We start from the raw sequence: 13,948 nt of genomic DNA on the forward strand, positions 1-13,948 counted from the left end.
CATGAACCACAAGAAAAATAAACAAATCTTCCTGGATATTCTGAAATGTCAGACCTCAGAAGAGATTGAGAAGATAATCAAGGCGGAAAAACTTGATGAGGAGGGGTGGTTATTTTATGGTGGACGATCGAACAATGTTGGTACCGTAGATGGGCAGATGCATGATGCAGACAACGCCCTGATGGAAAAGGTTACGAATTCCATCGACGCGATATTAATGCGCCGATGCTACGAAGAAGGTATAGACCCCCGTGACCGGGATACTGCACCAAAAAATATGGCCGAGGCTATAGAACGGTTTTTCGGTGGCAAGGATAAACTTCGTGAAAAGCGCTCGGAGTTTGCAAAGGAATGGCTACGCGTAACTGCAGAAGGTAAGAAAGATCGCCCGACAATCACCATCATTGATAAGGGTGAGGGGCAACAACCCAATAACATAAAAAGTACCGTCGTTAGCTTGAACCAAAACATTAAGGAAAAAATTCCGTTTGTTTACGGAACTTACAACCAGGGAGGTTCCAGTCCTTTAGGCTTCGCCGGCAACCCAAATACATACGATTTTAATTATGTGCAGCTTATTTTGTGTAGGAGACCTCCGTCTATTGAAGATAAAGTTAGAGACGCGAACTATGACCATTTCGGCTTTACTGTAGTTAGAAAGCGATTCGACTATCCTTCTGAAAAATTCATATACGAATATTTGGTTGAGAAGTCGACCGAAGACATATTCTCTTTCCCTGCAGATGAACCCATCAAGGTCGACAATTTCGATTTCGAAGAAGGGTGTCTTGTCCGGCTGTACGACTACCAACTTCCACAACGCGGCAACATTGTGTTTAGGGGACTCAACGAATTTATGGAGAAAAAACTCCCCGATGCACCACTACCAATTTATCTAAAAGAATTACGCGAATATAAGGGCGGAATTGATTACACAATTTTCGGCTTGCACGAAAAACTTCTAAGAAAAGAAGAGATACTCAGAGATGCATACCCGCAAAAGCTGCCCGTAGATCTTGGTGAGATTGGTAAAAAAGAAATTGAAGTTTTTGTAATTAAGCATAAAACGGAGGTCGAGTCGGATCTCAGTTCATACCTCGATACCACCGAGAAAATCTTTTTTATTAAAGATGGACTCGTCTTGCATACAGAAAGTCTTTCGTGGCTGAGGAACGAATGCGAACTCGTCGACCTATCCCCCTATCTTTTTGCGTTTATTGATATTTCTAATATCAATCCACCCATTGCACAGATGCTCCACTCTGGTCGCGAAAAGTTCAAGAATAATGCAACCACAAGACTCGCACTCGAACGATTGAAGATATTTTTTGCCAACGAGACATTCAAGGAGTTGGACAAAGAATATGCACGACTAGCATTCACTTCAGAGGACTCGTTTAAGGATGAAGCATTACGCAAGGAACTGATGAAAGAAATCGAGAGTCAGCCTGAATTACGAGAGCTGTTCGACCTCGGAGACGACTTCCCAGTTAAAGAAGACGAGGGAGACGAACCGCCCGTTGATCCTGAATATGAGGGCACATATCTACCCGAGAAATTTGATCTAGTGGGTTCTGACCCGCGTGAAGTTGAAGAGGGTTCTTATTGCAAAATATCCTTTGACACTGGGGCAGACTCTAAGCTTTTTGAACGTCGAGACGATCGCGGAGAGTATGATTGGGGTAAATCAGAGAGTTTTCAGATCGCCTTTGCTTCGTACAAAAATGGAAAGGTGACTTTCCGCGTCGATCCAAATCCTGATGCTAAGGCACCGAAAGAGGAGGCGCTGATTTTTCATCTAAGAGTGCCGTCAAAATCCATCGAAATGAACGGAACGGTCACACTCTCGCTCAAGGAAAGAGTGCCTTATATAGGTAAAGAGTTTCCAACTTTTTTCAATCCAACAAAAAAATCACTTCGCATCCCCATCGGAGAATCAATCCGGTTGAGGATCAACACCGACGCGACTGATGACTATTTCACAAGAGTCATTGATGCAGGGTCAATAATAATACAGCCACATGAAGATATTGATTTTGGAAAACCAAAACTACGGGAAGGCGATCTTTCTATTAAGTTGCGTTACAAAAACGACAATGTTCGCAAAGTTGAAGACGTTGTAATTGCCATCAAAGACAAAAAGAATGTTTTTGAAATTTCAATCCCGATTGAAATCATTCCTCCCGATACGGACCCTCAAGTAGATTTGCCTAAACCAGAGAGAGTTGAGCGGGCAAATTGGGAAAACGATACCCCTGTCTGGGATGAACACTGTGTAGCAAGAATTCCTTCCTGGAAAGACTTGAAGCGTATTAAAATAAACGTGGATTCCAAACCTTTCGAAGATCTACGAAAAATATCGGTTAACGACAGAGAGGTAGCAAAGGACGTGCTTCTTAAGCAAATCTATATAAATTCAGTATGGATGTTTTTGGAGTTCAAGGATCTGACACTTAATAACAACGGGGGCACCAGCACCACGGACCCGCGTGAAGAGGTGTTTGAGAAGGCAATCCGTGCCGCCTCAAAAATGACTATCCAAAATATCAAGAAGTTACTTCGCTAGTTACTTCTCCATCACAACCACGTACTCAAATTCGTAAGCGCGCGTCTTGGACGGATTGTCCATCCCTGTAAATTTTCCGCTCTCTATGTCGCGCCAAGGTGTGATCATCTTGTTGGGTATTTCCCGTTTGATGAAATCCACCTTTGTAAAACCAGCCGCTTGCATTTGCTCAGCTGCAACTTGGGCGTTCAATATCTCGACACCCCGGAGACTAGTATTGCCAATGATGACGCAAGCCTTTCCTCCTTTTTTGAGGATACGGTGTGTTTCAGCAAAGACCTTCTGCATATCGAGAAAATAATTGGCAACATCAATTGCGAGAGGCCTCTCTACAAGCATGAGATCATCCACAATCTGTTTGCCTATAACGCTATTGAAATCACCTGTCTTTTTTGCCTTGGAGCTTGTACCTATGAAAGTGCGTCGGAAATCAATAAAATCATTACTGAAATGATGCCATTTCTTGAAGTGTTTCGGATCGTCTCCGAACCAAAGAAGTGAGAGCTGGTGGAGGTCAGCATATTCGTACGAAGTGACATAGGGTGGCGAGGTAACAATAAGATCGACGGATTCTGAATTGATTGGGAATTTCTTTGTGGAATCCCTTCGATACATTTTAGCTGGCACAGTAATACGTCCTGATTCCGCAAGTCTTGCATAAAATAAATCGTTCTTTCTGATCATCGAATCAAGGTGCCGGAGAAAGGATTGCTTCGGGACAGGAATTATCTTCTCCTTGTCGATTGTTGGCTTGATACTTTTCATCAACCAACGTGAGCAATTTTTTAGATTGTGTGAAAAAGCGCAGAGGAAAAATCTTCGAACATTGTGGTTTTTAATCTTCTTAATCGCATAATAGATTTTATCGAGTTCGGCAATAGTCTCTTCATCGAACCAGTAGTTAATGCGGGGATGGTGCTGGTAAGAAACGTGTGGTGCGACATCGTAGTACCCCAGGAATCTTTGCCTGTGGTTTGCGAGAGTGCGAGGATTTATTGCAGTAGTCTTTGTTTGAGTGATGAGCTTTGCAACCGGATTAATATCGAAACCAATGCTGTGATGCCCTAAGAGTTTTGCTTCCACTAGAGTGGTGCCACAACCTCCAAATGGATCGCAGACAACTTGTGCGTTGCCCGGTGCATAGTCTTCAATCAATTTACGAACAATCTGTGGAATGAATTTTGCTGGATACCGATGATAGTCATGCGTGAAAGCTGTAGTCTGCGAGCGACCTGCGTCACGAAAAGACCAATCCTCTCGTGGTTTAAGTGTTGAAAATAATTTCTGTATCTCTTGTGTTGTAGCGACGGCCATCATTTCAATTATATCTCCTCTCCGGATGCAATACAAAGAATAAGAGCTCTGGGCGGTATATTATCGGAGTTGATAACCCCTCTTCGCAACCTCTCGAATCCGAGCTAAGGTTCCAAGTGATAGCAAAAATTGCTATCATGTACTTGTACAATTGAATATGTGCCCCGAAAGGGGCTAGGGCCTAAACCGGCAGCTTCGGCTCCGGCATGGCCTCAAAGCGCGATCAACGTAAAAACCCCGGCATCAGGGGCGTTGATCGCGTTATCAGGGGAAACTCTGGTAGGGGCCGCAAGGCTCACCTTGGTGTCCGGGTTTTTGTGTACCTGAACATCGAGTTTTAGCAACAAATCGCGATCAACATATGGTTAAAAAAATCCTCTACGGCGTAGGGGGTGTCATCGGGCTATTTATCCTTATCGGGATCTTTGCTCCATCACCTGAACCTACTCCAATACAACAAACACCCATCGTAGCGCAAGAAGAAACAACAGCAGAGGTTGAGGTAAACGAACCTATAGCTTCAACACCGGAACCTGAACAGAAAACTACAGAAGTTCATCAACCGGCTGTCGAGCAAACACAGAAACCTCCTTCTGTTCCGGTTCAGACTCAGCCCCAATTTCAATACTATGCAGTCACTGATGTTGTTGACGGTGACACGCTCAAGATAAATATGAATGGCACAGTGGAAACGCTCCGGCTTATCGGCATCGATACTCCAGAGACCGTTGATCCACGGAAGCCCGTACAATGTTTCGGCACCGAAGCATCTAACCGTGCAAAAGCATTACTCTCCGGTCAGAAGGTTCGCATTGAAGCCGACCCGACCCAGGACACACGCGACAGGTACGGACGGCTTCTCGTCTACATCTATCGCGATGACGGCTTGTTCTTCAACAAAGCCATGGTCGCCGATGGGTATGCCTACGAGTACACATACGACAAAGCGTATAAGTATCAGGCAGAGTTCAAGGTGGCCCAACTCGCCGCGCAAAATGTCGGAAAGGGATTATGGTCACCGAACACCTGCAACGGCGTGGCCGACCCCGTATCCTCTGATACAGATACTCAAACAACCGGCAAATACCACACCTCCTCATATGGTACGTCCAAGTACTACTACCTCGATTCTTGTGATGGCTGGCAAGATCTGAAGTATCTTGAGTCGTTCAACACGCTGGAAGAATTGCTCGCTAAGTATGATCGGGATTTGAGTCCTCAGTGCCAATAACGTCTTTGTTTTCCTAATTTTACTCGTCGTCATCTCCGGGTAGATCGAGGACAATCTTATTCACCACCTGACCGCCTGATTCAGCCTCGTCTTTGGGTGGCGGAAGATTTTGTTTAACAGTCTTTTCTTCGTCATCGAGGACTTCTCCGTTCCTTTTGGCATAGTGTCTTTTTGCTTCTTCCATAAGATTGTCGTCTGGGACTTCAGCTTTTCCGCTACGAACGTCCTCAAGTCTATCCACAACCTCTTCTTCAGTAGATGGGTGTTTCTCTTTCTCATACACATCTCGTTCGTTTTCCATAAACTCTTTCATGGCGTCTGTATACCCAGTGGTATATGAGCGGATATCCTCTTTCTTTTTTGCGCTAATTGCTTTGTCACTGGTTTTGGTGTTTGAGTGAACGAGAAATACTTTCCTGTCTTTAGGTCTGTATATCTTAGACTGATGGCTCAAGACATATTTAATTGCATCCATTTTCTTTTCTTTGACGTTCAACATCAGAGCGTGCTCAGCGAGTTCACAATTGTTTTCTCTTCCTCTCTTTATTGCTTCGGTGGCTTTCTTGTTGAATTGTTTATCATCTTTTTTCCAGCGGTAAAATGTTGCCTTATCAATGCCAGTTTTCATGCACGATAAATACACGTTACCGCTTTTCTCGATCTCCTTGAGAAGCTTTTCTTTTGTCTCAAGGTCTATCATGCTAGTTGATCTTTAGTGGCTTCTTGCCGGTTTCTTTTTCCCAGCGATGCAGGATGACCTGAGCGTACGTAGGGCTTTTCTCTATCAGGAAGCACCTGCGGTTCATTTTTACGGCGGCGATAAGCGTCGATCCACTTCCGCCGAATGGCTCCACGATCAAGTCATCGCGCTTGGTGAGCACCTTGATGTACGGGATGAGAATCTCAAGCGGCTTAGTACCGAAGATAATTCCTTGGCCTGATGACTTTTCGTCTGCCGATTTGTAGTCGATGAAGTCGGTTGGGCAGATTTTCTTTCCCTGTCCGTATGATTCCCAATGCGGTTTGCCGGATATCGCATAGAGGGCGGTTTCGTACTCGTTTTCAAGCAATTCGTCCTCATCGATACTTTGAACAGACACATCATCGGTAGCACCGACCATAGCGATGTCATGCTTTGAGAAGAATTTATTCTTCGCCGCGAATCCCTGATTCCGATTCGGCACATGCCAAACAATCATGTTCTTTACCTTCCAATACTTTTCCATCTCACTCCAAATCGTGCGAATGTTTTTCCAGTTCTCGTACACGATTATCGAGAAACTTTCTTTTGCGATCTTGTGGACATTTCCCATCCATAGTTCAGTGAAATTATCCGGCAGAACATCCGTTTCCAGATACCTCCGATTTTTCTTGGCACCAAAGCCCGTTGTTACGCCGTCCTTCTGCTTCGTTTTTCCTTTAAGGTAGTCGAGGATGTATGGCGGATCGGTAAAGCACATGTCGGCTTTGTGTTCGTCCATAAGCTTAAGCATGTCTGCCTCGATGGTTGAGTCACCACATAGCAATCGTGATCCATCGAGTTCGTAGATATCTCCCTTTTGAACGGTGATGGTTTGGATATCCAATTTTTCAAGCTCTTTCTTGAGATCGAATTGCTCGATGTTTTCTTCTGTGGGAAATATGTTGTCTATCTCCTCGCTGTTGAAACCAACATCTTTGAGAAACTCTTCGTCAAATTCTGCGAGAAGTTCTAGATCAAACTCTCCAGTGTTTTTGTTAAGACGAACGTTTAATTCCTTTTCTTTGTCGAGGTCAGGAATGTTTACGTACACGACTGGTACTGTTTCGAATCCCAGCTCTTTAGAAACTTCCAACCGAAAGTGTCCGCCGATGACAACACTCTTTCGTTCGATTGCGGAGTTAGCGATGATCGGATCGACTAGACCGAATCTGCGGATCGATTCTTTTAGCTGATCCGCTTGCTCCTTGGAGTGCTTTCTTGGGTTGTACTCTGAACCCCGAAGTTCATTGATCGGAACTTCCACGATATGAATTTTGTCGTTCATATTTTTACGGTTAACCTGCTTATAAAGCAAAAGAGACAAGCCTTTCTTGTGGCTTGCCCCGCGGTTCTTCCGTAAGGACAGAGAGTACGCAGACCAAGCCGTTAGACTTGTCCCTCGGTACTCCCGTAAGGACGACTTATTCTTTTGTATCTAAATCATAGCGGACCCGGGTAAAAGAGCGCAAGGGGCCGGCTCGTGGATAAGCCACCTCAAGATGGATTTCGGGATACTCAAAGGACTGTCGCATTTGTCGCATTTTGGAAAATGGACTAGCGACCCACAAACCTTTTTCTTCTCATCCCAAATGCGCTAAAATAGCCTTACAAGGCTTGGAGTGTGGGGTACCATACCCGAGTACACCGCCAATTGGACGAAGTTCGCAAGGAGGGAAGTCAGAGTTGTCCCACGCTTTAATGATTTCGATAAGTAATACTGGGGGTTTTAAAGATTTTCGGTTAGGAAAATCGGAAGCAAAATTCCTATTGACAGACATCTGTCATTGTGCTAAAATAATAAGAGATTCTTAGTCGTATGACTAAGTCGTCTCTTGCACCGAAAGGTGGGAGATAAGGGAGTATGTGGGTTCTCCATCTAACCTACTGTTCAAAGAAAGGTGTCGTATGACACACAACATTATAATAAACGCCCCGTCCAAATGCGACCTCATAGTGGCTTTTTTCCTTAAGCCAAACCCTGGTCGGCAGTCGGTGAATTTCACCATCCAAGACCCCGGTGGCTCCAGAAAACAGGTCGAGGTCGTCATCAACAGCATCTCCTGGGAAGACGGCTCCGGAGATAGCTGGTGCTTCGAGGGATACTGCGTCGGCCGTCCTCTGACTGCCAAGGTCAAGGGCTGGTTCCGGACTTCGGACCGGAAGGGGTGGATCAGTATTGACGCTCCTACCGCACAACGAAAGTAATCGGGAAGCGTTGAGAAATTTCAGGGCGACCAAGGCAATAGCCAAGGTCGCCCTTTCTCTTTACAAAATTATCAAAGTGAATTTTCGGGTCGTTTCGCCGTTATTATCAGCACTCACCCTTGCTTTTGAAAGTTTAGTGGATATAATTAGAAGTAATATGACCGGTAAAACAAAAACTTTGGCCCTTTGGGGAGTAGTAGTGGTTGCCGTCGCCGGCGGATTTTTTCTTCTGACTATGGCGGCAAAGAGGCCCGCGCCTCTTGATGCGTTTGCCCAATGCCTTGGCGATAAGGGCGCGACTTTTTACGGAGCTTTTTGGTGTCCACACTGTCAAAATCAAAAAATGATGTTTGGTCGTTCGCAAAAGCGTCTGCCTTATGTTGAATGTTCAACACCTGATGGCAAAAACCAACTGCAAGTTTGTATTGATAAGGAAATCACCGGCTATCCGACATGGGAATTTGAGGACGGGTCGCGTCTTTCCGGTGAAGTACCTCTCTCAACTTTGGCGGAAAAAACCGGCTGTGAACTTCCTGCATAAAAATGATTCTTTTTGTAAACAATTCTTTTTCGTTTTTGACCGTTGTCGCGCAGATACTTGTGGCGCTTGCCGTAATTTCTCTTTTTTTCAAAAGGAAAGAAAATCGTCTGACCGGCTTTTTCCAAAAATACGGACTGGTCTTAGCTTTTGCCGCCGCTTTTTTGGCCACCGTCGGAAGTTTGATATATTCTGAAATTATAGGGTACGAGCCGTGCAAACTCTGCTGGTTTCAGCGCATTTTTATGTATCCGCAGGTTGTGATTTTGGGTCTCGCTCTTTTTGCGTCCGAGAAAAAAGAACTCATCAAATCAGCGATTATTTTAAGTATTATTGGCGCTTTTATCGCTTTTTCTCACTATATTTTGCAAACAACAGGAATATCTATTTTCCCCTGCACCGCCGTTGGATATTCGGCCTCTTGTTCACAGCGTTTTGTCATGAATTTCGGTTATATTACAATACCAATGATGGCCTTGTCGGCATTTCTTCTTATAGTCCTCGGCGCTGTCATGTTTAAAAAGAAGCAAAACGACAATCGGCCGATTTCCATGTAGAGATGAAAAAGAACATCGCGCTTTATGTTTTTCTGTCTTCTGTCGTCGCGATTTTTTTGTCGCCGGTTTTCGCCATGGCGGTAGACGTGGAATATGAATCGCCTCAAGAACCGCAGAGAGCGAGGATATTGGAAATAGTAAGCGAAGAAGTAAAAGAAATCCCCGGTACGGGGACGATGCATTTGTATCAGGTGATAAAAGCCGAAATTTTAGACGGAGAGGGACGCAAAACGGAGGTAAATATTTTGAATGATTATGTAAAACTTGATAAAGGTGACGTTTTTTATTTTAAAAAAATCCCCGGTTTGGACGGACCTGAAAGTTACACTGTAACCGGAATTGACAGAAGAGCCGCGCTTTTTGTTCTCGTGGCTCTTTTTGTCGGAGTGGTCTTGGTTTTTGGCCGTATGCAGGGACTGCGTTCCCTGCTCGCGCTTTTGGGCAGTTTTTTAATAATATTTTATCTCCTCATACCCGGACTTTTGAACGGATGGAATCCGTTTTTCGCGAGCTTTGTCGTGGCGTCCGGTATTCTTTTCGCGGCAATATTTTTCACTCACGGATTTAACAGGGTATCGTCGGTCGCTTTCGGCGGAACTGTTTTTGCCGTAGCGCTTACCGGATTCTTTGCCGTTTTAGCCGTGAAAGCCACGAACCTTTCAGGGTTCGCGGCCGAGGAGTCCGTCTATTTGAATTTTAACACCGATGGCGGATTAAATTTCACCGCTCTGCTTTTGGGGGCTATAATTATCGGAGCTTTAGGCGTCTTGGACGATATTGCCATAACTCAATCGGCGGTCGTTGACGAGCTTTACGACAGCAAACCGGATATGAGAAGGGCGGAAGCATACCAAAGAGCTTTGCGCGTGGGACGCGAGCATGTCGGAGCTCTTGTGAACACTTTGGTTCTGGCTTATACCGGAGCGGCGTTGCCTCTTCTTATGCTTCTTTACGTTTCATCTCCCGATTTCAGTTCTCTTATAAACATGGAAGTTATCGCCACTGAAATTGTGCGTGTAATAGCGGGGAGCATAGGACTCATACTGACCGTGCCGATAGTAACCGCCTTCGCCGTCTATTTTCTAAAAGACCATGCCGGCAAATCCGATATACATCACGGACACTCGCATGGGGCTTAGCTTGAATCTTTGAATTACGAAACTCCAAATCCGCGTCTTTCTTTTCAATTTCGGCTACGGCTTCGCAAAAATTATTCAACAGATACTCTGTATATGCCTCATAATTTTTGCTTCGCCTCGCTCGAAATTGAAAAGAAATCCATCGGAAGCGAGTTTCGTAACTCAAAGAAAATCACCCTCTTGCGTTTCGGTGTTTTGTTTTGTCAGCCGTCAATGGGCCAAAGCCAAAGCGATAATTTTTCTCGCGCCGGCTTTTTTAAGTGTTTCAACCGCCTCTTTTAAGGTTGCGCCCGTCGTTGTCACGTCATCAAACAGAATAATATTTTTATCTTTCACGCTCAAACCCTCTGCGACGGCAAAACATCCATGCAAGTTTTTTTCACGGTCTTTTTTGGAGGCCCCCGTTTGTTTTTCCGTGTGCCTGGTTCTTACCAGAAAAAGGTCAAGTGAGAAAAAGGCTCCTGTATCAAGAGTCGCCAGTTCTTTGCATATTTCTTCGCATTGATTGAAACCGCGTTCTCTGAACCTTTTCTTTGAAAGTGGAATCGGGACCAGCGAGGGATTTTTGAAATTTCGCCACGTTTTCTCCTCCGCCAAAATGTCCACCAGCTCGTCGTAAAAAAGCGCGGCTGCTTTTTTTATAAACTGCCGATTTCCTCTGTACTTTATTTCCCAAATCAAGCGTTTCATCAGAGGATCGCGGTAGTCAAATATCGCTTGTATGCCGACGTTTTCCACAGGCGGGCTTTTCTTTATTCTTTCGCCAAGTTCAGACACGGAAAGGGTTTGCAACTGCCGAACTTGAGGCGGTTCGGGAAGTAAAAGGTCAAACAACAAAATAATGGCCTTTCGGAACATATTTATATGATACAATTTACATTACGAACTACAAACGATAGCAAATGGAAAAAACGAAAGTCAAACAAATCGTTTTAAGGCGTTTAGGTTTGGATTTTTAATATATGGCTATTTTTAAAAAACTCACCGGTCTGTTTTCTTCAGGTGGCGAAAGCGTTTTAGGCATTGATGTCGGATCTTCCGCCATTAAAATCGTTCAACTTAAGAAAAAAGGGGGCCGAGCTATTTTGGAAACTTACGGAGAACTGGCTTTAGGTCCTTACGCCGGACACGAAGTTGGTCGCGCCGCCAGTTTGCCCGACGTCAGGTTAAGCGAGGCGTTGATTGATGTTTTGCGAGAGTCCCATGTTACGACGAAAAAATGCGGAATAGCCATTCCTTTGCGGTCCAGTTTGCTTTCCATAATGCCGATGCCTGACTTGCCGGAAGATAAATTGGCTTCAATGATACCCATAGAAGCTCGCAAGTATATCCCCGTGCCTATATCAGAAGTGATGCTTGATTGGTCTGTTATCCCCGAAAATTCAGCCGGCAACTCTCCGCCACCCGGCTCTTTTCAAGGTCAGTCGGATACTTCTGTAAAACCAGCCGGAGGAACGCCCTTTAAGACCGTTGAAATACTTATAGCCGCCATTCATAACGACGCTATGAACAAATACCAGTATATTTCCAAAAATGCCGGATTGGAAGTCAGTTTTTATGAAATAGAAATATGGAGCACGTTAAGGTCTTCGCTTGATAACGAAAAAGAGCCGGTTTTGATTTTTGATATGGGAGCGGCGGCCACCAAACTTTATATAATAGAACAAGGCATAGTAAGAAATTCCCACACCGTAAACCGAGGTTCGCAGGAAATAACAATGGCTATTTCAAGGTCCTTAAACATTTCCGCCAAGGAAGCGGAAGTTTTAAAAAGAGAAAAAGGGCTGGGTTCAATACAAGATTCCCGCGCCGCGGCAGGACTTATTGCCGGTACCGTCCAATATATATTCGCCGAGGCAAACAGGGTAATAAGCAATTACGAGCGCAAGTACAACAAGGCGGTTGGCAAGGTTGTTTTGTCCGGAGGTGGAGTAAACTTGAAAAATTTTGAAAAACTTGCCGCCGAAAAGACCAAACTGCCTGTTCTTAGAGCGGACCCGTTTTCAAAAGTGGAAGCGCCGGCTTTTTTTGAAGATATGTTGAAAGGGGCGGGGCCGGAATTTGCCGTGTCGCTTGGAGTCGCTTTGAGGAAACTCCAAGAAACTCAATAACTTGGAGTTTCGTAACTCAAAGTTAATAAGGGACTGTTGCCGAATAGGATTTTGTGAAAATCAGCCAAAATGGATATTCGGCAACAGTCCCTGCAAATAAGAATTCGGCTATGCACATGTTGCGGGTGTTAATGACGGCGGTTTGGCTGTATAATTTAAAAGCGAAATACGAATATCGCCAACAAATGCAAATTGAATGGCGAGAAACTTTAGGCAGAAGTTGTGAGTAAAAAATGTCGTAGATTTGCAACGTCAGGATATTGTTCGCGCGCTTGTTCGTATAAATAGCTATCTGGCGTTCGGGTTAAACTTTTTGTCATGGAACCGCGTTTTAAAACTTCGTTTATTCCTCAAAGGGCGCCAGTCGCTCCGGTGTCCGGTTTTCGCAAACCGACCATGAGCATTTTTTCCTTGCTTGCCACTATTGTTTTCATAGTATCTTTGGCTGCTTCCGCCGGCGCATTCTTTTACCACAAAGCGCTCGTCGGAGAACTTCAAGAAATGAACGACCAACTGGTTCGCGCCAAAAAAGAGTTTGAACCCCAAACCATAGAGGAGATAAGCCGTTTCAGCAAGCGCGTCGGCGAGTCCATAAAAATTTTGGACTCTCATACGGCAATGTCAAACATCTTCAAAATTTTTGAAGAAGGCACTTTGAAAACTGTGCGTTTTTCTTCTTTCACCTATTCTTTTTCCGGAGGAAGCGAAGCGTCAGTGTCTCTTTCCGGCGAAGCTGTAGATTTCAATGCCGTGGCTCTGCAGTCGGATGAATTCGGTAACAACAAGCTCGTAAAAAATCCGGTTTTTTCCAATTTCCAGTTTACGGAAACGGGCACGGTTTCTTTCGGCTTTACCGCTTCAATTCCTCTTTCCGTGATATCTTTTAAAGAATCAATCAATGAAGAGTAACATCATAATACCCGCAATTTTAATATTGGCTTCTGTCGGACTTTTCTTTATGTATGTAAACCCGAAATACTCGGGGGCGACTTTCGGGGCGGAATTCAAAGACAAAAGCATAAAAGAACTTCAAGCGGAAAAAGAGCAATACGCTCAAGCATTAGACAAAACAGCGGAAATAGAAAAACGAAGGAAAGAGTTGTGGGAGGAATTTAACGGCATTTCGCAAGAGGACAGGGACAAAGTAAAACAGCTTTTGCCTGACCATGTTGATTCTGTGCGACTTGCCATAGATTTAAGCGCCGCCGCCTTCTCCCACTCTCTTTCTGTAAGGGATATTGCCATTTCCAACAGTTCTTTGGCGGGCAACGGCACGGGGGAAAACAACTCTCCGTCATCGGCCTCCGCGGGAGGACCGGCTGGGGAAACGCAAACATACGGAAATGTCGGGGGTCAAACAGGGGTCGGTTCGGTAAACTTGGGCTTTACCGTTTCCGGTTCGTACGACAATTTTAAAAATTTCATGATGGCTCTGGAGAGAAGCTTGCGCGTTTTGAATATCGTTTCTCTTTCTTTTTCGGCTGACAGCGAAGCCGACTATGAGTACAAAGTTGACATAGAAACGTATTTTTTGAAGTAAAATTT

General features: G+C 44.7%; 13 protein-coding genes. 9 read left to right on the forward strand and 4 right to left on the reverse strand.

Going from position 1 to position 13,948, the window contains the following annotated elements; all coding sequences use genetic code 11:
- Position 1: 1 nt before the first annotated feature.
- Complete coding sequence (locus tag Q8P86_03945) at positions 2-2,566, forward strand: hypothetical protein (GenBank protein MDP3996814.1); 2,565 nt, start codon at positions 2-4, stop codon at positions 2,564-2,566.
- On the opposite strand, the gene Q8P86_03950 is transcribed toward Q8P86_03945, so the two are convergent.
- Entirely contained in the window at positions 2,567-3,883 is a 1,317-nt protein-coding gene (locus tag Q8P86_03950) for a DNA methyltransferase (protein ID MDP3996815.1), read from the reverse strand. It abuts the gene before it with no gap.
- A 358-nt stretch (positions 3,884-4,241) separates the two neighbouring features.
- Between Q8P86_03950 and Q8P86_03955 the strand changes: the two genes are divergently transcribed.
- The gene (locus Q8P86_03955; GenBank protein ID MDP3996816.1) at positions 4,242-5,111 is read left to right on the forward strand and encodes a thermonuclease family protein; all 870 of its coding nucleotides are present in this window, start codon (positions 4,242-4,244) and stop codon (positions 5,109-5,111) included.
- A 19-nt stretch (positions 5,112-5,130) separates the two neighbouring features.
- Here the strand turns inward: Q8P86_03955 and Q8P86_03960 are convergent, their stop codons facing one another.
- Both Q8P86_03960 and Q8P86_03965 read right to left on the reverse strand, forming a co-directional pair.
- Positions 5,131-5,811 carry a hypothetical protein gene (locus Q8P86_03960; protein ID MDP3996817.1) on the reverse strand — a complete coding sequence of 227 codons (681 nt, stop codon included), beginning with the start codon at positions 5,809-5,811 and terminating at the stop codon, positions 5,131-5,133.
- Position 5,812: 1 nt separating this feature from the next.
- Positions 5,813-7,138, reverse strand: a complete 1,326-nt coding sequence (locus Q8P86_03965) for a DNA modification methylase (protein ID MDP3996818.1) — start codon at positions 7,136-7,138, stop codon at positions 5,813-5,815.
- 620 nt (positions 7,139-7,758) lie between these two features.
- Between Q8P86_03965 and Q8P86_03970 the strand changes: the two genes are divergently transcribed.
- The 4 genes from Q8P86_03970 to Q8P86_03985 are packed head-to-tail and all read left to right on the forward strand — an operon-like array spanning position 7,759 to position 10,292.
- On the forward strand, positions 7,759-8,058 hold the full coding sequence (locus Q8P86_03970) for a hypothetical protein (protein ID MDP3996819.1): 300 nt from the start codon (positions 7,759-7,761) through the stop codon (positions 8,056-8,058).
- 10 nt (positions 8,059-8,068) lie between these two features.
- The gene (locus Q8P86_03975) at positions 8,069-8,599 is read left to right on the forward strand and encodes a hypothetical protein (GenBank protein MDP3996820.1); all 531 of its coding nucleotides are present in this window, start codon (positions 8,069-8,071) and stop codon (positions 8,597-8,599) included.
- 2 nt (positions 8,600-8,601) lie between these two features.
- On the forward strand, positions 8,602-9,153 hold the full coding sequence (locus Q8P86_03980; protein ID MDP3996821.1) for a disulfide bond formation protein B: 552 nt from the start codon (positions 8,602-8,604) through the stop codon (positions 9,151-9,153).
- A 2-nt stretch (positions 9,154-9,155) separates the two neighbouring features.
- Entirely contained in the window at positions 9,156-10,292 is a 1,137-nt protein-coding gene (locus tag Q8P86_03985; protein ID MDP3996822.1) for a YibE/F family protein, read from the forward strand.
- Positions 10,293-10,502: 210 nt separating this feature from the next.
- On the opposite strand, the gene Q8P86_03990 is transcribed toward Q8P86_03985, so the two are convergent.
- Positions 10,503-11,150 carry a ComF family protein gene (locus Q8P86_03990; GenBank protein ID MDP3996823.1) on the reverse strand — a complete coding sequence of 216 codons (648 nt, stop codon included), beginning with the start codon at positions 11,148-11,150 and terminating at the stop codon, positions 10,503-10,505.
- Between the two features lie 104 nt (positions 11,151-11,254).
- Here Q8P86_03990 and pilM point away from each other — a divergent pair, with 104 nt between their 5' ends.
- The 3 genes from pilM (at position 11,255) to Q8P86_04005 (ending at position 13,943) form a co-directional block, all read left to right on the forward strand.
- A complete protein-coding gene (pilM, locus tag Q8P86_03995; protein MDP3996824.1) occupies positions 11,255-12,403 on the forward strand; it encodes a pilus assembly protein PilM in 1,149 nt (382 codons plus the stop codon).
- 396 nt (positions 12,404-12,799) lie between these two features.
- A complete protein-coding gene (locus Q8P86_04000) occupies positions 12,800-13,312 on the forward strand; it encodes a hypothetical protein (protein ID MDP3996825.1) in 513 nt (170 codons plus the stop codon).
- On the forward strand, positions 13,302-13,943 hold the full coding sequence (locus Q8P86_04005) for a hypothetical protein (protein MDP3996826.1): 642 nt from the start codon (positions 13,302-13,304) through the stop codon (positions 13,941-13,943). Before Q8P86_04000 ends, Q8P86_04005 begins: the two co-directional genes overlap by 11 nt.
- Positions 13,944-13,948 lie beyond the last annotated feature (5 nt).

It is taken from the genome of bacterium (genome assembly GCA_030699905.1).
Classification (GTDB): Bacteria; Patescibacteriota; Minisyncoccia; order Phycocordibacterales.